Source organism: Aquaticitalea lipolytica, from assembly GCF_014641635.1.
GTDB classification, from domain to species: Bacteria; Bacteroidota; Bacteroidia; order Flavobacteriales; family Flavobacteriaceae; genus Aquaticitalea; species Aquaticitalea lipolytica.
The window spans coordinates 1-21,336 of sequence record NZ_BMIC01000013.1 but is presented as its reverse complement, the minus strand read 5'-3'; the positions used below and the strand labels follow the sequence as shown (position 1 = coordinate 21,336).

Sequence of the window (21,336 nt, the reverse complement as noted above, 5' to 3'; positions counted from 1 at the left end):
CATCAGCAGGAACAGTAAGTGTAGGCGCAGTAGTATCTACTACAGAAATAGTTTGAGTATCAGAAGTAGTATTACCACACTCATCAGTAGCAGTCCAAGTTCTAGTAATTATATGTGTAAAACCACACTCATCTGTTAAAGAATCAACATATTTAATATCAACATTACCACAAGTATCACTTCCAGTAGCATTACCTGTAAAGGCTGGGTCATAACTTTGATCACATTCAATCGTAACATCATTTGGAACAATAAGTGTAGGTGCAGTAGTGTCTACTACAGTAATGGTTTGTGTGTCAGAAGTAGTATTACCACACTCATCAGTAGCAGTCCATGTTCTGGTAATTGTTTGAGTATTACCACAAGCATCAACAGATGAATCCGCAAAGGTAATAGTAACATCACCACAAGTATCACTTCCAGTAGCCATACCAGTAGCAGAAGGGTCAGTACTTTGTGTACATTCCACAGTAGCATCAGCAGGAACAGTAAGTGTAGGTGCAGTAGTATCTAAGACAGTAATGGTTTGTATTGCAGAAGTTTCATTTCCGCAATCATCAGTAGCAGTCCATGTTCTGGTAATTGTTTGAGTATTACCACAAGTATCAACAGATGAATCCGCAAAGGTAATAGTGACATCACCACAAGTATCACTTCCAGTAGCAGTACCAGTAGCAGAAGGGTCAGTACTTTGTGTACATTCCACAGTAGCATCAGCAGGAACAGTAAGTGTAGGCGCAGTAGTATCTACTACAGAAATAGTTTGAGTATCAGAAGTAGTATTACCACACTCATCAGTAGCAGTCCAAGTTCTAGTAATTATATGTGTAAAACCACACTCATCTGTTAAAGAATCAACATATTTAATATCAACATTACCACAAGCATCACTTCCAGTAGCATTACCTGTAAAGGCTGGGTCATAACTTTGATCACATTCAATCGTAACATCATTTGGAACAATAAGTGTAGGTGCAGTAGTGTCTACGACAGTAATAGTTTGTGAATATTGAGCAATAGTTACACCACAAGCATCAGTAAATGACCAAGTATTTGTATAAGTACCTTTATTTGGACAATTAGAATTTTGAACAAAACTTCCTGAAGTTTTGTTTAAAGTAAAATCACATTTATCTGTTTCTGGTTCTAAAGATTGAGCAGAATTTAATCCAGATGCGTCGCCGCATTCAACTGTTCTATCTAAACCACCAGCTGGAGTTGCCCAATTAACTACTGGTTGATTAATATCTACTGTAAAAGGTAATAAATTACCAATATTACATTCTTTAATACCAGATGAGCTTAGTGTAGTTTGTGAACTTTGATTTATGAAACCTCTATAATTTGCAACAAATTGTAAATCAAATGATAAATCACAATTCTCTTCTAAAAAATAACATTCATCTTCAATTACAATATCAAAACTGACATTAATAGGAGGTACATCAATATCTACTAAACCATTAGTAAAATTAAATACTAACTCTCCAGTTGTATTATTATATGTATATGAAACACCTAATGGTAAATTTCCAACAATAACATCAGCTACTTGAGGCGGCATTATTGTAGATATTGATACATCTATGGCATTATCATTACCTTTATTAATAACATCAAAATTAAAACCTAAAGTATCTCCAGGATCAACAGGAGAAGAGCCAGAACCCATCATAACATTAATCGGATCAATTTCAGGAATCCAAACTTCAACAGATAAACCTAATAAGAAAAGACCATAAGTTTCTTGATTTGAAGTTAACCTTAAGGTTGCAGAAGTTTGATTATTTCCAATAAGAGTATTTAATGTATTACTTAAAGGAAATACTGCAGCATCATAACCAAGCGTATTTGTACTTGCTGGGTTTCTATCAACAAAATTGTTGTCACCTACAGTTATACGACTATTAAAAAAGTTGCTGGAACTCCTTTGTGGCGCTGAGATACTTGTATAATTGTTAAAAACATTTCTAATTTGTAACATATCTCCACTTAAACTTCTATCACCTTCTAAAGCACCAATTATCATGTTTGCTTTTACACTTCCTAAAGGAACAGTTTGAAAACCACTAAAGTTTATATCAAAATTATTTACAGAACTAGTTACGTGTGCATAACCATCAAAAAGTGTAATATTTCTTGGAGACATTTTTGGACTTTCGTAAACAAAAACTATTTGCCAACCACCAGAAGTACCAGTATTTCCGCCACCATGTGAGGTTAAACTACCTGTTTTTGCTTCTACGTTTGCAACTTGGTATTTCCCATAAGGATTAGCTAAAGATTTAACTTGATTAGTTATATCTTTAAAACAGATATATGGGTCATTATTTAAATGTGTATTTCTACCTCTGTATATAACATCATCAGCTCTAAATGTAGTATAAGTAGTTTGCCCTGGAATCATTAACTTTATATCGTTATAATTCCAATTTGGTTGATTTTCTGAATTTGGATCTGATGTTGGTTCTCTGTCAGCAGCAGCCCAGTATAAATATGCTCTATAAATAGAAATACAATCTAACGAAGGTTGAGGGTTAGTAAGATTCGCGCTACTTGAATTAAAAGTAGTAGGGTCATTATCTATGTCAACATAAACATTATCAGAAAAGTCATGATTACTACTTTCACCGTTATAGTTTGTAGTTGCAGTCCTAGATAGCATATTATTAGCAATCATAGTTACATCACCTCTTATAGTCCCATTAAAACGAGGCGTAAAAGGATCTAATACTTGAGCATTTGCAAAAAGACTGCTAAATAGCACAAGTAAGTAGAGTATATTTTTTATTTTATTATGAGTAATAGCATTTTTCATAAGTCCAATATTTTGTTTATGGATTAATTAGCTTTAACTAATTAAAGTTATTTGGGTCAGGGATTAATGATTGTATAATTATTGAATTACTAATTATATGTCCTTTGTCAGAAACTGCTTTAACTTCTGTACAATTCCAAGTACTTAATTTTGCGTTAGCAGGTCTAGAAATTTTAATATAAAACTCAAACGATCTACCAGGTTGTATTGAAGTTAATTCAATATTTTTTGATTTCTGAGAGTTAAGTACCTCTTGTTTCATTTCTATTTGTGACAAATTTGTATCACTACAAGATTTATCGTCTGCCGAAATATTAAAATTAACAGCAGATTTACTATTATTTGTTACTTCAAGTAAATAAATATGCTCTGTTTCACTATTAGGCTTGTCACTACCATTAATAATTTTTAGGCTTAATGATTGTTGCCCAAACGTACTTAGGGTACTAAGGCAAACTATTATTATTGTAACAATTGTTTTCATAACTTTGATTAATTAAATAATACTATAAGTTTCGCTATGCGATTTTTTTTAAATGATCTTTAGTTAAGAATAAATGATTTGCAGTTGAATGATGAATACATCATTAACTGATTAACTATTTTTCTTAAATAACTTGAGGGAAGTGCATTGATAAACAATGCGTTGACAATGAATTGATTAATATGTTTTTGATTTGGGGTCATTTACATTAAATTTATTATAGCAAATCAACTGATTACTAATAGGTTTAACAAATAAAAATGTCAAAGCACGAAAATAATCGTTAAAACGGAGTTATGCAACACTTTATCGATATTTTTTGCATTTAATCGAAAATTAATGAAAACAATAACACTAATTAGGCATGCAAAATCGTCATGGGAATACGATGTAAGCGACATAGACAGGCCCTTAAGTACTAGAGGTGAGAATGATGCGAATTTACTGTCAAAAAAATTTATAGAATATTCTTTTGCACCAGATGCCATATTCTCTAGTCCTGCAAATAGAGCATTAACTACCTGTAATATATTTATTGATAATCTTAATGTATCAAAAAAGTTGTTATCTGTTGACGAAAAATTATATGATTTTGGTGGCCATCAGGTAGCAAAATTCATCAATAATTTAAGTGACCAATACAACAAAGTAATGATTTTTGGACACAACCATGCATTTACAGCTATTGCTAATAGTTGTGGTAGTACTTACATAGATAATGTTCCTACTTGTGGTTTAGTTATGATTGAGTTTGAAGTAGATTATTGGGCAGATGTAAAAAAAGGCATCACAAAAATGACAATTTTTCCAAGAGATTTAAAAGATTAGTTTTATGTATAAATATGCATATTTGGTTATGCATTTCATATAAATTTATAATAACATTAAGTTCAGTATTTTTGTTTGTAAATAGAATATATTTGCCATATTGATAATTATTTAAGAGTTAATGACAAAAGACAAATACAGTTATATAAACAGAGAAGTTAGTTGGTTGCAATTTAATGCTCGTGTTTTACAAGAAGCTGAAGATGAATCTGTACCACTTATTGAAAGATTACGTTTTTTAGGGATTTTTTCAAATAATTTAGATGAGTTTTTTAAAGTGCGTTATGCAACAATAAAACGAATTGATGAAGCTGGGAAAACAGGAAGAAGTGAACTTGGAGGAATTAAAGCCAGTGATTTACTAGAAATTATCACACAAATAGTTATTAAACAGCAAAGGGAAAGTCTAAAAATTCTTGATAAAATTCAAAAGCGGTTAGAGAAGAAAGATATTTATTTTATTAATGAACATGAGATTGACAATGAACAACATGTATTCATAAAAAACTATTATATTCAGAATGTAAGTCCAGCTTTAGTTACCATCATCTTAAACGATCAGGTAAAACTTCCAACCCTTAAAGATAGTGCAGCATATTTAGCAGTAAAGATGGTTTTTTCTAATAAGCAAAAGCAGTTTGCGCTTATTGAGATTCCTAAAACTATTGAACGTTTTGTTGTGCTTCCTAAAAAGGAAGGTAAAGACTATATAATTATATTAGATGATTTACTTCGTTATTGTTTAAACGATATCTTTAACATTTTCGATTATGAAACTATATCAGCTCATATGATAAAAATAACTCGAGATGGTGAGTTAGATTTTGAAAGCGATTTAAGTAAAAGTTTTATAGAAAAAATTTCTGATAGTGTAAAACATCGTCAAATTGGTGACCCTGTTAGGTTTGTTTATGACAAAACTATTGATAGAGAAACACTAAAATTTTTAATGACTAAAATGGAAATAGACTCAAATGATAGTGTTATACCAGGAGGTCGCTATCATAACCGAAGAGACTATATGAGTTTTCCTAGTTTAGGTAGAACAGATTTATTATATGATAAAATTAAACCATTACCTATTAAAGGAATGAGTTTAGAAAGTAGCATTTTTAAGACAATTGCTAATAAAGATTATCTTTTATATACACCTTATCAAACCTTCTCATATGTAGTTAAGTTTTTAAGGGAAGCAGCGTTAGATCCTAAAGTAAAAACGATACAGATTACTATTTACAGATTAGCAGAAATTTCGCATGTTGCTAGTTCATTAATTAATGCTGCAAAAAATGGTAAAAAAGTTACAGTATCAATTGAGCTTCAAGCAAGGTTCGATGAACAGGCTAATATAGATTATGCTGAACAAATGGAATCTGAAGGTGTTCATTTGCTCTTTGGAGTTAAAGGACTAAAAGTACATGGTAAAATGTGTATTATTGAACGTGAAGAAGAGAAAAAAATAAAGCGTTATGGTTTTATAAGTACAGGTAACTTTAATGAGTCTACTGCAAAAATTTATACCGATTTCACACTTTTTACAGCTAATCAAAAGATATTGAAAGATATAAATATTGTGTTCGATTTCTTTCAGTATAACTACAAAATATTTACCTATAAGCATATAATAACATCACCTCATTATACTAAGTCTAAAATATTTAAACTTATTGATAATGAAATAGATAACGCTAAACTTGGTAAGCCTGCATATATCAAAATAAAACTAAATAGTATTTCTAGTTATATGATGATAGATAAGCTTTATGAGGCAAGTAGAGCAGGAGTAAAAATACAAATGATTATTAGAGGTATTTGTTGCTTAGTTCCTGGTATAAAAGATATGAGTGAAAATATTGAAGTAATAAGTATTATTGATAAATTTTTAGAGCACACACGTTTACTCATATTTTGTAATGATGATAAACCAAAAGTGTATATTTCATCTGCAGATTGGATGACACGTAATATAGAAAATAGAGTAGAAGTAACTTGTCCTATTTATGATGAAGACATAAAACAAGAACTTTTAGATATTTTCGAAATTTGCTGGAATGATAATGTAAAAGCTAGAATTATAAATAGCACTCAAGACAATCCATATGTTCGCAACAAATTGCCTAAAACAAGAACTCAGTTTGCTACGTATAATTATTATTTAAAAAAATTAGAAAAGTAGAATGTTAAATATTAAAAAATATGCAGCTATTGATATTGGTTCTAATGCTGTACGATTATTAATTTCAAATATTATTGAGCAAAAAGGGAAGCCACCTTTGTTTAAAAAGAGTTCGTTAGTGCGAGTGCCAATCCGTTTAGGAGCTGATGTATTTATAAGCAACCAAATATCTAAAGAAAACGAACAACGTATGTTAGATACAATGAATGCTTTTAGATTACTTATGAGTGCTCATAAAGTAGTAGCATATAAGGCATGTGCAACTTCGGCAATGCGTGAGGCAGATAATGGAGTAGAAGTAACAAAAGCCATTGCAAAACATTCAAAAATAAAAATAGATATAATTGGTGGCGAAGAAGAAGCGGCAATTATTGCAGCTACAGACTTACAAAGTTATATAGATGATAGTAAAACATACCTTTATGTAGATGTAGGTGGAGGAAGTACAGAGTTTACAGTAATACATGAAGGCAAAACGGTTACATCAAAATCTTTTAAAATAGGAACAGTACGATTACTTAATGATATTGTAAATAAAGAAGCTTGGTTTGAGCTTGAAAACTGGATTAAGGCTAGTACTAGTGAATATGAAAAAATAGACCTTATTGGTTCTGGAGGAAACATCAATAAAATATTTAAAATCTCTGGTAAGCAAATAGGTAAACCTTTAACATACTTTTATTTAACGTCATTTTATCAAATGCTACAATCGTATTCTTACGAGGAGCGTATTACAGTTTTAGACCTTAACCAAGATAGAGCAGATGTTATTATTCCAGCTACTCGTATTTATCTTTCAGCTATGAAATGGAGTGGTGCAAGAGATATTTATGTACCAAAAATTGGATTGTCTGATGGAATCATTAAAAGTGTGTACTACGAAACAGTTTCGAGTGTTAGCTTAACTTAATTGGTCTTTCGACTTCTTTTTTAGTCTGTTATCTGTTTTTTGTTTTTAGTTAACATTATTCATTTTATATTTACAACCTCAAATTATAAACAAATGAAATCATTTTTTACACTATTATTATTCGTAAGCATCTCTACATTAACTTTTTCACAAGAAAACAGATATGGAGTTAGAGGAGGACTTAACGTTTCAAATTTAGATTTTACGCCAGATCCAACTTTTACTAACGACCATAGAAACGGTTTTGCTTTTGGTGGTTTTGTAGATTATGGAGTATCTGATTCGTTTTCAATTTTAGTAGAATTGCAATATTCTGCTGAAGGTGGTAAAGCAGATGAATTAAAAGCAGATTACATACAAATGCCAATTATGTTCAGATTTGCATTAACAGATAAACTTACTTTTGGAGCTGGGCCAATGGCAAGTCTTAAAACTTGGAAAAATAATGATGGGTTTTCTACTTTCGCTTTTTCTGGAATTGGTGGTTTAGAGTATATGATTACTGACGAATTATTTATTGATGCTCGTTATTCTTACGGAATAACAAATATTTTAGATAAAGATTTAACTACAGTTGAAGCTAAAAATTCTAATATCCAGTTTGGGTTTGGAATAAAAATATAACAAACAAATTAGTATATAAAAAAAAGCCTCATCTTAACAGTTGAGGCTTTTTTTTAACCATGAATAGTTTCTTTTTTGCTTAAATTTTTCATTATTTCAGCTTCAAAATCAAGTAGTTGCTGCCATTTTTTGTCAACTTCCTTTCTGTTGCCATACTGCCTTGCAAAGCCCAAAAACATAGTATAATGGTTCGCTTCACTAACCATTAATTTTCTGTAAAACTCTGCAAGTTCTTTATCTTGTAATTCTTCAGATAGCAGTCTAAAACGCTCACAACTTCTTGCTTCAATAAGTGCTGCATAAAGTAGCCTATGCACTAACTGTGTTGTTCTACTTCCACCCTTAGGGAAAAAGGTTACTAATTGTATTACATAATCATCTTTTCTATCGCGACCTAATGTCCATCCATTATCGAGTATTCTATCATGTACCATTTTAAAATGACTAATTTCCTCTTTCACTAAAGCAATCATTTCCTGAACTAAATCGGTATATTCAGGGAAACTTACAATTAGCGAAATAGCTGTACTTGCAGCCTTTTGCTCACAATAAGCATGGTCTGTAAGAATATCTTCAATATTCTTTTCAACAATATTTACCCAACGAGGATCTGTAGGAAGTTTTAGTCCGAGCATAATTTAACCTTGTTGTTCAATTAAACTTATAAGCTTTTGGCCTTTTTCATCAATAGACATACGATATAGCTTAAATGATTTATCTTTAGGATTAATAAACGACATGTCTAATTGAATAGTTTGTTCAGTAGATAATTCTTGGTTTACCCAGACATGCTCTAATGTTGCATTATTCCAAAACCTATCATTAATGTTATTTAACTTAAATTCTTTTGCAGAAATATAAGTACTAAATACAGCTTTGGATGAAAAAGAAATAACAATTTCCGATTCAAATACACGATGATAGTTAGTATTTTTTTCAGAAGAAGCTAAAATGATAGTTTCATCCATAGACGAATAATTTTTTATAGATACTTTTACTCTGTTAGATACAATTGAATCTGTAACTATTTCAGTATATTCTTTAGGAAAAAATGTAATAGATTGGCTTTGGGTGTATTTTGTGTTAAATTCTGTTATTGATTTTTGTAAAGACTCACGCTTGTTTTGTCGTCCATCACAACTAACAAACCCAACAGAAATAATTAATAGAATAATATAAATACGTATCATAGCTTAAATATCTAATCCAAAGGTTTTTTTTAATAACTCAATATTAGGATTTTTTTCTTTTAGTTTTTGATATTTTTCAATTGGAGTAAAAACATATTGTTTAGCAGCCTCTTCATTTACAATAATATTAAGACTTATATCGAAGTTTTTAAGTGTTTTACGTAAATATTCCATTAAAGGAAATTGTGCACGTTCCAATTCTATTTTCAATGTCTCATTAGGAAATTCTAAACCTATTGAGGTGCCTTGAAGTTTAGGTGTGTCCATTTCCAAAATAGATGCCATAATCTTTTCTCCATTAACATTAAGCGACTTTATATAGGCTCTCCAAGCCTTCATAAATTGAGCTTCGGTAAATTCTTCTTTAGGAAGGTCGTTTGGATCTATAACGACTTCCATTTGTCGTATTTGATGCTCTTTTTTGGCTTTAATGCTTTTTAATGATAATCCAGAGGTTCTATGCGTATCGTTCTTTAAATCGATAACTGGAGTCGGCTCATGCACCAAAGTGGCATCTGAAGGTACTTTTGTTTCTGTAACCTGCTCACCAATAGGTTTAGTATCTGTTTTATCTTTTTTAGGAATTGATACTGCAATTGGTTTAATGCCTTTTGCTCTAAAATAAGATGCAGGAATTATGTAATGTTTGCTATTTTTTTTTTCTCCATCAAAAGTGATAGAGGCAAGCTGCATTAAAGTAAGTTCAACTAGTAAGCGTTGGTTTTTACTGCTTTTGTATTTTAAATCACAGTCATTAGCCAGCTCAATACCTTTAAGTAAAAAGTTATAGGAGGCCTTTTTTGCCTGTTCTTGGTATTTGGTTTTAGTTTCATCACCAACTTCTAACAGTTCTATTGTTTGCTCATTTTGGCAAACCATTAAATCTCTAAAGTGTGAAGCTAAACCAGCAATATAATGATGACCATCAAATCCTTTAGATAATGTGTCGTTAAACTGAACGAGCAACTCTGGTATTTTATTTTCTAAAATAAGATCAGTACTGGTAAAATAAGTTTCGTAATCAAGAACATTTAAGTTTTCGGTAACAGCTTGTCTTGTTAAGTTTTTGCCTGAAAAACTAACCACTCTATCAAAAATAGAAAGTGCATCACGCATAGCTCCATCAGCTTTTTGAGCAATAATGTGTAAAGCATCATCTTCGGCATCTACACTTTGCTCTTTAGCGATATATTTTAAATACTCTTTAGCATCTTTAACTGTAATACGCTTAAAATCGAAAATCTGACAACGTGATAAAATAGTCGGAATAATTTTATGCTTTTCAGTCGTTGCTAAAATAAAAATACAATGTTTTGGTGGCTCTTCTAAAGTTTTTAAAAATGCATTAAAAGCAGCTTGTGAGAGCATGTGCACCTCATCAATGATATAAACTTTGTATTTACCAACTTGAGGTGGAATTCTAACTTGGTCAGTTAAATTTCTAATATCATCTACTGAGTTGTTTGAGGCTGCATCTAACTCAAAAATATTAAAAGCAAAATCTTCATCCTCTTTTTCATTTCCATCACTATTAATCATTTTGGCTAATATACGAGCACAAGTAGTTTTACCAACACCACGTGGACCAGTAAAAAGTAATGCTTGTGCTAAATGATTATGTTCAATGGCATTCAATAAAGTATTTGTAATAGCTTGCTGACCAACAACGTCTTTAAACGTTTGTGGTCTGTATTTGCGAGCCGATACTACAAAATGTTCCATTGAAAAGTATTAGAAAGACAAAGTTAAAAATTCAAGTCAAAATTAAGAATTATGAGCGCTATATTTAAGAGTAGTTATTAACAATTTATGTACTTTTGCCACCAAGTAATTCGCCTTATCGCTCAAGTTTAATATTTGGGAGGAAAGTCCGAACACCATAGTGCAACATAGTGGTTAATGGCCACCAGTCGTGAGGCTAGGAAAAGTGCAACAGAAAGTATGTACAGGTAATGCTGTAGTGAAACCAGGTAAACTCTATGTGGTGCAATGTCATGTATACCAACGTTTGAGGGCTGCACGCTCGATTGTTGGAGGGTAGACAGCTAAAATGTGCTGGTAACAGTACATTCAGATAAATGATAAGGGCTTTTTCTTTTTAGAATTCTTTTCTAAAAAGAAAAGTACAGAATTCGGCTTATAGATTTACTTGCTTAAACAAGCTCTTTGATTTTTTCAAAGGGCTTTGTTTATTTATTCATCAGCATCTACACCAATTTCAAAGAAGCTAAAAACACTTCCTCCGTAGTTTTTTGAATAACTATAGTACTCTAAATGTGATAAGTCGGTTTGTTTTGCATGTTCTACAATTAAAATACCATCGTCTTCTAATAATTTATTTTTAAAGACAAGTTCTGGTATTTTTGAGAATTGATCTACAGAAAAGGCATAAGGTGGATCTGCAAAAATAATAGTAGATTGCAAATTAGCAGTTTCTAAAAATTTAAACACATCACTTTTTATGGTACGTATTTGCATTTCAAATTCTTCAGCTGTTTTATTTATAAATTTTATACAGCCAAAATCTTCATCTACAGCAGTAATATTTTCTGTACCTCTTGATGCAAATTCATAACTAATACTACCTGTTCCTGAAAACAAGTCTAAAACGGATACTTCATCAAAATAAAATTGATTATTAAGTATATTAAACAAAGCTTCTTTTGCTATGTCTGTTGTTGGACGTACTGGTAGTTTTTTTGGAGGCGTTATACGTCTGCCTTTATATTGACCTGAAATAATTCGCATTAAAAGCTATTTAAGATAACAAAATCGTTATGTTTTGTTACTGGTTTTTGATTTATATCAAAGTTAAAATTATTGTCTGTCGTTACAAACTCTACATATCTGATGTACTTATATAAAATTGCATAAAGTTCATCATCTTTTTTAATCATTCCTGATAGTTTTACTTTAACTATTTCAGGGTTTAATTGTAATTGTTCTAATGTGAACAAAATATAGTAAATGAAATCTTCTTTAGTTGAATATTCAAAAGAGTTATATAGTAGTAACTCTCCGTTTTTAACTGCAATCAATTCAAAACTAAACTCACTTACATTTATATATAGCTTAGTATCTTCAGAGCTTCTCTCTTTTTTTAAAACTGAATCTATTAAAATTGTAGATGTATGTTTGTAATCAAAAACACCAAACTGATCAAATAAATAATTATTCACATTGACTAATGGCACATAAACATTTACACTTTTACAAATATCTATGTCATCATGAGAAATAAAATCTGATTTTAAAATCTTCGCATTAAATTTAAGGTAGTCTGCTGAGTTTTTCTCATCAAAAAGCTCTTTTGGGACTAAACTCGAAAGCTCATTTTGATAAATAGCTAAAACACTAGCAAATGACTGTGTAAACACTGAATTATTATCTAAAACTAATTGAAGCTGCTCAAGTGTTTCTAATGGATTTAATTTTTTATTAAACCTTTTGTGTTCTAAAAATTCAATAGTTTGAGTAGTTGAGTTTAGAATGCAAAAAGAAAGTCCACTCAAACTAATTTGAATGGACAATGCTTTTGTATTATGTTGTGTCAAACTATTGTTCTTTTGAATAGTTTTTTGGCCAGTTTCCATTTGTGTTTACTTCATCCATTGAACCTACTTTAAGTGTAGGACCATTAACACCATCAACAGATATTACTTGGTTTTCTTTGTCAACTAAGTTTTTATCTTGATCAAATAGTAATTTTGCTTTTTCAACACTAGCTTCAAAAACAGGAATATCATCTAGTTTACCAGCTTTTAATGTAAATTTAGTTCCTGGTTCACCAACAGGTACGTCCATCATTGTTTTGTAGCGATCAGAGTTTTTAAATAATGAGTCTTTTACAGAAACAAACCCTAAAGTATCAATTACAACAATCTCTTTAAACATATCTACACCAAAACTTCTAGACAATGCTTCATCTTTTACTGTTTCAGTTCTTCTTTGAGTAATTGTAAATTTGCCATTCTCAACAAATTTTATTAATCCATCAAAGCTATCAGTAAATTGTCCTGTAACAGTTCTGTGAGCTAATTCAGCATCTCTGATGTCTTTTAATTTTTCAATTACTAAAGCGTAACGTTTTTCTTTTAATTGATTGAACTGAATCTCGCCATAAACTGACATATAGGTTTTATAACCTAAAAAGATAATTAATAGCCAAAGCGCAATATTTAAAACAGGCTTTAATTTTTTAGGCACAAATTTGTCAATTACCCAAACAAGCCCAATCGTAAGGAGTATAACAATTACAATAGCAATGATTACATTTAACATAGTTAGTCTATTTATTTTTTAATAAAGGTATAACGCAAATCTACAATTTTTTTTTATTCACGAAAACCAATACATGTAAAAATAAAATAATTTTAGTTTCAAACATATTTTATGTGTAAAAAAGCTTCTTAAAAAAATATACACAAAACCAATAAAACACTAGTAAATATGTATTATCTTTCCACTTTGTGAATACTGAAAAATATATCAATGAATTCGTCTGAATTTTATAAACTTTTAAAAAAACAATTCCCTTTTGAACCTACAACCAAACAAAACATAGTTTTAGACCAACTCTCAGAATTCGTTTTTGATAACACACCAAATACTCTATATCTTTTAAAAGGATTTGCTGGAACAGGAAAAACCAGTATTATTGGTACTCTAGTTTCTAATTTATGGGAAGCTAAAAAAAGCGCAGTGCTAATGGCTCCTACAGGTAGAGCAGCTAAGGTAATTTCTAATTATTCAGGTAAAGAAGCGTTTACAATTCACAAAAAAATATACTTCCCCAAAAAAGATAAAGGAGGAGGAGTTAAGTTTGTTATGCAGCCAAATAAGCACAGAAATACCATCTTTATAGTAGATGAGGCATCAATGATTCCTGATACTCCAGCCGACTCCAAACTATTTGAAAATGGTTCTCTTTTAGATGACTTAATGCAATATGTATACTCTGGTCATAAATGCAAACTTTTACTTATTGGTGATAAAGCACAGTTGCCACCTGTAAAATCTGAATTAAGTCCTGCTTTAGATGCTAATCAACTCAATTTGCATTATAATAAAGAAGTTAAAATGATGGAGCTTGATGAAGTAGTAAGACAAGAACAAGACTCTGGAATTTTAATTAACGCAACAAACTTGCGTGAAATAATGGAAGGTGAGTTTTTTGATGCTTTTAAGTTTAATGTTAAAGGGTTTACTGATATTGTTAGGCTTATTGATGGACATGAAATTATGGATGCCATTAATGATGCTTATGATTCTAATGGATATGAAGAAACTGCAATAATTGTTAGGAGTAATAAGCGAGCAAACCTTTATAACAAACAAATAAGAGAGCGTATTCTTAATAATGAAAACGAGCTTACAGTTGGAGACTTTTTAATGGTTGTAAAGAATAATTATTTTTGGGTAAAGCCAACAACAGAAGCAGGCTTTATAGCCAATGGAGATATTATTCAGGTTTTAGAAATTCATAGTATTCAAAATCTGTATGGTTTTCGTTTTGCTGAAGTAAAAGTGCAAATGGTTGATTATCCAAAAATGCGACCTTTTGAAACAGTTTTGCTTCTCGATACTATAGAAGCTGAATCTCCTTCATTATCTTATGATGATTCAAATAAACTTTATCAAGAAGTTCAAAAAGATTTTGAAGACGAATCATCAAATTATCGTAAGTTTTTAAAAATAAAGAACAACAAACATTTTAATGCCTTACAAGTAAAGTTTTCTTATGCAATAACGTGTCATAAATCACAAGGTGGACAATGGGATACTATTTTTGTTGAGCAGCCTTATCTACCAAACGGGATAGATAAAGAGTATTTACGTTGGTTATACACAGCTGTTACAAGAGCAAAAAATAAATTATATTTAATAGGTTTTAAAGATGATTTTTTTGTAGAATAAATTTTATTAAAATGACTGAAACAATTATTAGCATTTTTCTAGGTATTGGTCTTGCCGCTTCAGTTGGTTTTAGAGTTTTTGTACCTCTTTTTGCATTAAGTTTAGCTTCATACTTTAATTTTTGGGAGCTTAACGAATCGTGGCAATGGATTGGAAGCTTAACAGCAGTGATAACGCTTGGCGTTGCTACTTTAGTTGAAATTTCAGCATATTATATTCCTTATTTAGATAATTTATTAGACACTATTGCTATACCATTAGCAACAATTGCAGGTACAGCAGTAATGGTGTCAACAGTAGCAGATTTAAGCCCAATAATTACTTGGTCTTTAGCAATTATAGCAGGAGGTGGTACTGCTGCTGCAATAAAAAGCTCTGCAGGCGCAACACGATTGGCATCGACAACCACAACAGCTGGTTTTGGTAACCCTGTTGTATCTACTGTTGAAACAGGCACATCTTTAGTTATGTCAATTTTTTCAATTTTCTTACCAGTAATAGCTTTTGTATTAGTTATTCTTATCTTGTTTATAATATTTAAACTTTATAAAAAGATTAAACCATCAAAGTCTTAATTTCCTATAAAAAGTTTTATTTTTGATTAACATTTTATTCGGTCATTTAGACTCAAAAAAACAATAAAAAATACTAAATGAAAATCATTTCTATGATTCCTGCACGTTATAGTGCATCTCGATTTCCCGCAAAACTTATGCAAAATTTAGCTGGTAAAACGGTTATTTTACGTACTTATGAAGCTACTGTTGCTACAAACCTGTTCGATGATGTTTATGTGGTTACTGATAGCGATATAATTTTTAACGAAATAGTTTCTAATGGAGGCAAAGCCATAATGAGCAAACTTGAACACCAATCAGGAAGTGATAGAATTGCAGAAGCTGTGGCAGATTTAGATGTTGATATTGTTGTAAATGTACAAGGAGATGAGCCATTTACCGAAAGAGAAAGTTTATCTAAAGTGTTGGAAGTTTTTAAAGACGATTATAACAAAGAAATCGATTTAGCATCTTTAATGGTTGAGATACATGATTGGGATGAAATTAGTAACCCAAATACTGTTAAAGTAATTGTCGACCAAAACAATTTTGCATTATACTTTTCTAGAAGTCCAATTCCTTTTCCTAGAGATAAAGAAGCTGGAGCGCGTTATTTTAAACATAAAGGAATTTATGCCTTTAGAAAACAAGCTTTGTTAGACTTTTATAAATTACCAATGCAGTTTTTAGAAGCAACTGAAAAAATTGAATGTATCCGTTATTTAGAATACGGAAAGAAAATAAAAATGGTTGAGACAACTATTGAAGGTGTTGAAATTGATACTCCTGAAGACCTAGAACGCGCAAAACGATTATGGAAATAAGCTATAAAAATATTAAAGTTATTGGCTTTGATGCAGATGATACACTTTGGGTTAACGAAACCTATTTTCGTGATGCAGAGTTGGAATTTGCAAAGCTTTTAGCACCTTACGAAACAGCTAATAAAATTGATCAAGAGCTGTTTAAAATGGAAATGAAAAATTTACCTCTTTATGGTTATGGTGTAAAAGGATTTGTATTATCAATGGTTGAAATGGCTTTAGAAATATCTAATAACAATGTATCTAATACTACAATGAATGCCATTTTAAATATTGGTAAAGACATGCTTAACAAACCTGTTGAGTTATTAGAAGGTGTTGAAGATGTTTTAAAAGAATTCTCAAAAGACTATAAACTTATTCTTGTTACAAAAGGTGATTTGCTAGACCAAGAAAGAAAGCTTGAAAAATCTGGATTAACAAACTATTTTCATCATATAGAAGTATTGAGCGACAAACAAGAAGAGAATTATTCAAAATTATTAAATCATTTAGATATTAAACCATCAGAATTCTTAATGATAGGAAATTCATTAAAATCAGATATTTTACCATTAATAAATATAAAAGCACATGCTATTCACGTACCATTTCATACTACATGGATGCATGAGCAAGTAAAGGAATCAGAAACAAATGGCAAGGCGTATAAAACATTAAGTAGTTTGTTAGAATTAAAAAAGGTAATGCGTTAATGGAGATTTTTGATATTGAAAACTGGAACAGGAAGCAGCACTACAATCATTTTAGTAAGTTAAAAGACCCTTACTTTGGAGTTACAATAACAGTTGACGTTACAAAAGCATACCATTTTTCAAAAGAAAAAAAGATTAGTTTTTTTGGTAGATATCTTCATGATTGTATGAAAGCAATAAATGATATTGATGAATTAAAATTACGCATAAATAATAGTGTTGTAGAAAAACACGAAGTAATAAATGCATCAGCAACTATTATGAGACAAGATAATACCTTTGGATTTTCATTTATAAATTTTGATGAAAATTTAGATGTGTTTTTGAATAATCTTGAAAATGAAAAACAACGAATAAATAGTACTACAGATTTATTTCCACCAGTAAACGGATTAGATTGTATACATTGTTCAGCTTTGCCTTGGCTTAGTTTTTCAGGACATAAAGAACCAGTTTCTGGTGAAATTGATTCTGTGCCTAAACTGGCATTTAGTAAAATAGTATTTAATAACGATAAAAATGAAATGAATGTAGCTATTAATGTTAACCATGCGTTAGTTGACGGTTACCATGTGAGTTTATTTGCTGAAAAATTTCAATATTATTTAAATAAATAAAAATTGAAGCAACTAAGTTTCTATTTTTGTTAAAGAACATTTTTTAAATGAGTTATAAAAATTACCCAATGGTGTCCAGAATTGTTTTTGGACGAGGAAGTTTAAATCAGTTGAGCGATATTATTGAGCCTAAACGATTAAACACTAAAGCACCATTTATATTTTTAGTAGACGATGTGTTTCAAGGTAATTCATGGTTAACCTCACGAATTCCTACAGCATATGACGATACAATTATATTTATCTCAGCAAATGAAGAGCCAAAAACCTCTCAGGTAGATGAATTAGTAGAGCAAATTATTTTATCACATAAAGATAGACCATCAGGAATTATTGGAATAGGAGGTGGCACTATTTTAGATTTAGCTAAAGCAGTATCTATAATGCTAACAAATGAAGGTGAAGCTAAAGATTATCAAGGTTGGGATTTAGTTAAAACACCAGCTATATATCATGTAGGTATTCCAACAATTTCTGGTACAGGAGCAGAAGTGTCTAGAACTACTGTGCTTACAGGACCAGAAAAAAAATTAGGAATTAATTCAGATTACACACCATTTGATCAGGTGATTTTAGATCCAGAACTTACCAAAGACGTTCCTAAAGACCAATGGTTTTATACAGGAATGGATTGCTATATTCATTGTATAGAATCTTTAAACGGGACATTTTTAAATGCTTTTAGTCAGACATATGGGGAAAAAGCATATGATTTGTGTAAAGAAATATTTTTAGACAACAATCTATCTGAAGAAGAATCACAAGATAAACTAATGATGGCTTCATGGCATGGAGGAATGAGTATTGCTTATTCTCAAGTTGGTGTTGCACATGCAATGAGTTATGGATTGTCTTATTTATTAGGAACAAAGCATGGTATAGGTAATTGTATTGTTTTTGACCATTTAGAAGAGTTTTATCCTGAAGGTGTTAAGCTTTTTAAACAAATGAAAAAAAGCCATAATATAAGTCTTCCGCAAGGTATTTGTGCAAATTTAGAAGATTATCAATTTGATATTATGATAGATGTAGCTCTTGGTTTAGTTCCACTTTGGGAAAATGCTATAGGCAAACATTGGAATCAAGTTATTACCAGAGAAAAATTAAAAGCATTATACCAAAAAATGTAATATGCGTTGGTTAGCAAAATTTATATATTATAAGTTGTTAGGTTGGAAGGTTGTAGGTAACACAAACTTTTCAAAAGATACTGTAAAAAAGGCTGTAATTATTGCTGTACCTCATACAAGTTGGCACGACTTCTATATTGGTGTTTTACTTCGTAAAGTACTTGGAATAAAAACAAATTTTATTGGTAAAAAAGAATTGTTTGTTGGCCCTTTTGGTTGGTATTTAAGAGCAATAGGAGGAGCTCCAATCGACAGAAAAACTAATGAAAATAAAGTTGATGCTATTGCAAAGCTTTTTAAAGATAAAGACGAATTTAGGATTACTTTAGCGCCAGAAGGAACACGCAAAAAAGTTGATGAATGGCGAACAGGTTTTTACTATATAGCTAAAGCAGCTAATGTACCTATTATTATGTTTACATTAGATTTTGAAAATAAGCAAAACAGAATTTCCGAACCATTTTATACAACTGATAATATTGAAGCCGATTTTAAATTTATGCGTAGTTTTTACGAAGGTGTAAAAGGCAAAATACCTGAATACTCATAGGTTTGGCATAAGTTTTGAAAATAAAAATAATGTAGTTTGTTAATGAAACATACAGTAAACAATTCTTGTCCCTAAAGAGAAACATTAACAGACTACAAAAGCAAAAAGCTACTCAATTTTGAGTAGCTTTTTTTATATCTATATAAAAAATGAAAATTATACATAAATTTTAAAACCATCACTTTAATATTCTCGTACGTATATATATTAACAACAAATTTTAAAAATTATGAAAGTATTAAATTCAATTAAAATTTTAAGTCTATTAACTATAACGTTATTAATAGCTTCGTGTAGTGATGATGATAATTCAGGCAATCAAATAGAAAGTTCAACAATATTGTATGCCTCAAACAATTCAAATGGTAACATTACTTATTATGATGTTACAGATTTATCTAATATATCTGCCACAACATTAATTACAACTTCAACTGCGGCTGATGGTGTTTATTATGAAGGTGCATTAGATGCTGTAATACAAGCATCTCGTTCAGGTTTAGGGTTAGAAGGATTTACAAATATTTCTAATGCAATTTCTGGTGCTGCAATTAATGCTGATCTTATTGGAACAACAGACATGAGTAGTCCTAGAGAAGTTGCTGTTGATGGAACCTTTTATGTAGTTGCAGATAATCAAGATGTTGATGGATATCCTTCAACTTTAGATGGTCGTTTGTTTGTTTATATACGTAACGGAAATAATTTTTCATTAAGAAATGTTATAACAACAGATTTTAAACTATGGGGAATTACATTTATTAATAATGATTTGTATGCTGTAGTAGATGCCGATAATGAGCTAGCAGTATTCACTAATTTTTTGTCTAACACAACAAATACAACGTTATCAGCCTCAAAACGCGTGGTAGTCGAAGGTATTGTAAGAACACATGGTTTAACATATGATGCAATGTCAGATACAATGGTAATGACAGATATAGGTAGCGCTATGAACACTCAAGATGATGGAGGTTTTCAAATCATTACAAATTTCATTTCTAAGTTTAATGGCACTACTAATAACGGAACATTGGCATTATCACAACAAACGCGAGTTTCTGGCGCTAGTACTTTATTAGGCAACCCTGTTGATGTAGCATACGATTCTGAAACCTCTACAGTATTTATTGCTGAGGCTGGTAATGGAGGAGGACGCATTTTAGCCTTTAATAGCATTGGTGCAGGTGGAAATATTTCACCTATTATAAATACTGCACTAGGTGCAGCATCATCAGTTTATTTATCAAAACAATAATATATCTTTCTAAAAATCACTTTATTGATTAATTGCTATGAAAGAGAAAAAAAGGCTATCATGTTATTTGATAGCCTTTTATTATTTTAGTTATTCATTGGTTTTTTTAGCAGGAAATTTGACACAATAAAATAGTCTAATGCAATATAAAAAAATAAATACACCAATTAACTCTTCGTAAATTTCACTATGCCCTTTATACGTAGAACAGGCCATGATAAATGCTAAAAAAAACATGCTTCTATGTGGACTGATTAATTCTACTAAATCGTTTTTTTCTTTACTTGGAAAAAACCACATAAAAAACATAATTAGAAATGAGCCCATGCCTACTATTGGATAAATAAATCTATATAATGGATTTAAAAAATTATGAGCATTAGTTTCATTCTGTAAATTATAATTTTCAAAAACACCTGAAGAGTTCCAATTAAAAATACGTTGTCCCCAGCTTATTTCTTCACCATAAATTATTATAATACCTATGAGAAGTAAATAAATAAAATACTTAAATAATTTTTTAGATTTTATTGAAAGATTAATACTTTTCGATATTGCAAGGATAAAGAATAATAGAATAATAGATAATGGATAGAACATTGTGCTATATTGTTCTATTACTCCTTCTTGTTTAGGTGTGCCAAACAATAAAAAATAGATATGAGATAAAACACCTATAAAAACACCAAAAAACAACATGTATTTTATGTGTGTTGTTTTACTACTTAATGGGTCATTAAAGAAAAATGAATTTAAACT

At 30.5% G+C, this 21,336-nt stretch carries 21 protein-coding genes and 1 other RNA gene; 13 read left to right on the top strand and 9 right to left on the bottom strand.

All coding sequences use genetic code 11. The annotated features are described in order from the left end of the window. The coding region (locus IEW41_RS14205; protein WP_444541726.1) for an HYR-like domain-containing protein at nucleotides 1-2,818 on the bottom strand (2,818 nt) is incomplete at its 3' end. A 37-nt stretch (nucleotides 2,819-2,855) separates the two neighbouring features. Continuing rightward, nucleotides 2,856-3,302 carry a hypothetical protein gene (locus tag IEW41_RS14200; RefSeq protein WP_188607044.1) on the bottom strand — a complete coding sequence of 149 codons (447 nt, stop codon included), beginning with the start codon at nucleotides 3,300-3,302 and terminating at the stop codon, nucleotides 2,856-2,858. 339 nt (nucleotides 3,303-3,641) lie between these two features. On the opposite strand from IEW41_RS14200, the gene IEW41_RS14195 reads away from it, so the two are divergent. The 4 genes from IEW41_RS14195 to IEW41_RS14180 all read left to right on the top strand — a co-directional run bounded on the left by IEW41_RS14195 (nucleotide 3,642) and on the right by IEW41_RS14180 (nucleotide 7,840). Continuing rightward, complete coding sequence (locus IEW41_RS14195) at nucleotides 3,642-4,130, top strand: SixA phosphatase family protein (protein ID WP_188607043.1); 489 nt, start codon at nucleotides 3,642-3,644, stop codon at nucleotides 4,128-4,130. 121 nt (nucleotides 4,131-4,251) lie between these two features. Beyond that, nucleotides 4,252-6,306 carry a polyphosphate kinase 1 gene (ppk1, locus tag IEW41_RS14190; protein WP_188607042.1) on the top strand — a complete coding sequence of 685 codons (2,055 nt, stop codon included), beginning with the start codon at nucleotides 4,252-4,254 and terminating at the stop codon, nucleotides 6,304-6,306. A gap of 1 nt (nucleotide 6,307) precedes the next feature. Next, on the top strand, nucleotides 6,308-7,216 hold the full coding sequence (locus IEW41_RS14185; protein ID WP_188607041.1) for a Ppx/GppA phosphatase family protein: 909 nt from the start codon (nucleotides 6,308-6,310) through the stop codon (nucleotides 7,214-7,216). Between the two features lie 93 nt (nucleotides 7,217-7,309). Then, the gene (locus tag IEW41_RS14180) at nucleotides 7,310-7,840 is read left to right on the top strand and encodes a porin family protein (protein WP_188607040.1); all 531 of its coding nucleotides are present in this window, start codon (nucleotides 7,310-7,312) and stop codon (nucleotides 7,838-7,840) included. Nucleotides 7,841-7,893: 53 nt separating this feature from the next. On the opposite strand, the gene IEW41_RS14175 is transcribed toward IEW41_RS14180, so the two are convergent. The 3 genes from IEW41_RS14175 to dnaX are packed head-to-tail and all read right to left on the bottom strand — an operon-like array spanning nucleotide 7,894 to nucleotide 10,752. Further along, nucleotides 7,894-8,475, bottom strand: a complete 582-nt coding sequence (locus IEW41_RS14175; protein WP_188607039.1) for a MiaE family protein — start codon at nucleotides 8,473-8,475, stop codon at nucleotides 7,894-7,896. A gap of 3 nt (nucleotides 8,476-8,478) precedes the next feature. Continuing rightward, on the bottom strand, nucleotides 8,479-9,030 hold the full coding sequence (locus tag IEW41_RS14170) for a hypothetical protein (RefSeq protein ID WP_188607038.1): 552 nt from the start codon (nucleotides 9,028-9,030) through the stop codon (nucleotides 8,479-8,481). Nucleotides 9,031-9,033: 3 nt separating this feature from the next. Continuing rightward, the gene (dnaX, locus tag IEW41_RS14165; RefSeq protein ID WP_188607037.1) at nucleotides 9,034-10,752 is read right to left on the bottom strand and encodes a DNA polymerase III subunit gamma/tau; all 1,719 of its coding nucleotides are present in this window, start codon (nucleotides 10,750-10,752) and stop codon (nucleotides 9,034-9,036) included. Nucleotides 10,753-10,854: 102 nt separating this feature from the next. Here dnaX and rnpB point away from each other — a divergent pair. Next, an RNA gene (rnpB, locus tag IEW41_RS14160) (RNase P RNA component class A) lies at nucleotides 10,855-11,186 on the top strand. A gap of 37 nt (nucleotides 11,187-11,223) precedes the next feature. Here the strand turns inward: rnpB and rsmD are convergent. Genes rsmD through IEW41_RS14145 form a run of 3 tightly spaced genes read right to left on the bottom strand, consistent with a single transcriptional unit; the run spans nucleotide 11,224 to nucleotide 13,311 of the window. Further along, complete coding sequence (gene rsmD, locus IEW41_RS14155) at nucleotides 11,224-11,778, bottom strand: 16S rRNA (guanine(966)-N(2))-methyltransferase RsmD (RefSeq protein ID WP_188607036.1); 555 nt, start codon at nucleotides 11,776-11,778, stop codon at nucleotides 11,224-11,226. Beyond that, complete coding sequence (locus IEW41_RS14150) at nucleotides 11,778-12,584, bottom strand: DUF3822 family protein (protein WP_229660232.1); 807 nt, start codon at nucleotides 12,582-12,584, stop codon at nucleotides 11,778-11,780. Before IEW41_RS14150 ends, rsmD begins: the two co-directional genes overlap by 1 nt. A 1-nt stretch (nucleotide 12,585) precedes the next feature. Then, nucleotides 12,586-13,311: a hypothetical protein gene (locus IEW41_RS14145; protein WP_188607034.1), complete on the bottom strand. Its 726-nt coding sequence runs from the start codon at nucleotides 13,309-13,311 to the stop codon at nucleotides 12,586-12,588. 210 nt (nucleotides 13,312-13,521) lie between these two features. On the opposite strand from IEW41_RS14145, the gene IEW41_RS14140 reads away from it, so the two are divergent. From IEW41_RS14140 to IEW41_RS14105, 8 genes are all read left to right on the top strand, one after another. Then, nucleotides 13,522-14,946, top strand: a complete 1,425-nt coding sequence (locus IEW41_RS14140) for an ATP-dependent DNA helicase (RefSeq protein WP_188607033.1) — start codon at nucleotides 13,522-13,524, stop codon at nucleotides 14,944-14,946. 11 nt (nucleotides 14,947-14,957) lie between these two features. Then, the gene (locus IEW41_RS14135; protein ID WP_188607032.1) at nucleotides 14,958-15,521 is read left to right on the top strand and encodes a DUF4126 domain-containing protein; all 564 of its coding nucleotides are present in this window, start codon (nucleotides 14,958-14,960) and stop codon (nucleotides 15,519-15,521) included. Nucleotides 15,522-15,598: 77 nt separating this feature from the next. Next, nucleotides 15,599-16,327, top strand: coding sequence for a 3-deoxy-manno-octulosonate cytidylyltransferase (kdsB, locus tag IEW41_RS14130; protein WP_188607031.1), 729 nt, complete (start codon nucleotides 15,599-15,601; stop codon nucleotides 16,325-16,327). Next, on the top strand, nucleotides 16,318-17,022 hold the full coding sequence (locus IEW41_RS14125) for an HAD family hydrolase (protein ID WP_188607030.1): 705 nt from the start codon (nucleotides 16,318-16,320) through the stop codon (nucleotides 17,020-17,022). Before kdsB ends, IEW41_RS14125 begins: the two co-directional genes overlap by 10 nt. Next, the gene (locus IEW41_RS14120; RefSeq protein ID WP_188607029.1) at nucleotides 17,022-17,639 is read left to right on the top strand and encodes a CatA-like O-acetyltransferase; all 618 of its coding nucleotides are present in this window, start codon (nucleotides 17,022-17,024) and stop codon (nucleotides 17,637-17,639) included. Before IEW41_RS14125 ends, IEW41_RS14120 begins: the two co-directional genes overlap by 1 nt. A gap of 47 nt (nucleotides 17,640-17,686) precedes the next feature. Next, a complete protein-coding gene (locus IEW41_RS14115; protein ID WP_188607028.1) occupies nucleotides 17,687-18,769 on the top strand; it encodes an iron-containing alcohol dehydrogenase family protein in 1,083 nt (360 codons plus the stop codon). 1 nt (nucleotide 18,770) lies between these two features. Beyond that, nucleotides 18,771-19,319 (top strand): 1-acyl-sn-glycerol-3-phosphate acyltransferase, encoded by a 549-nt coding sequence (locus IEW41_RS14110; RefSeq protein WP_188607027.1) that lies wholly within the window; start codon nucleotides 18,771-18,773, stop codon nucleotides 19,317-19,319. Between the two features lie 229 nt (nucleotides 19,320-19,548). Next, nucleotides 19,549-20,577, top strand: coding sequence for a hypothetical protein (locus IEW41_RS14105; protein ID WP_188607026.1), 1,029 nt, complete (start codon nucleotides 19,549-19,551; stop codon nucleotides 20,575-20,577). A gap of 90 nt (nucleotides 20,578-20,667) precedes the next feature. Here IEW41_RS14105 and IEW41_RS14100 read toward each other — a convergent pair. Then, nucleotides 20,668-21,336: hypothetical protein (locus IEW41_RS14100; RefSeq protein ID WP_229660231.1), on the bottom strand; the 669-nt coding region annotated here is incomplete at its 5' end.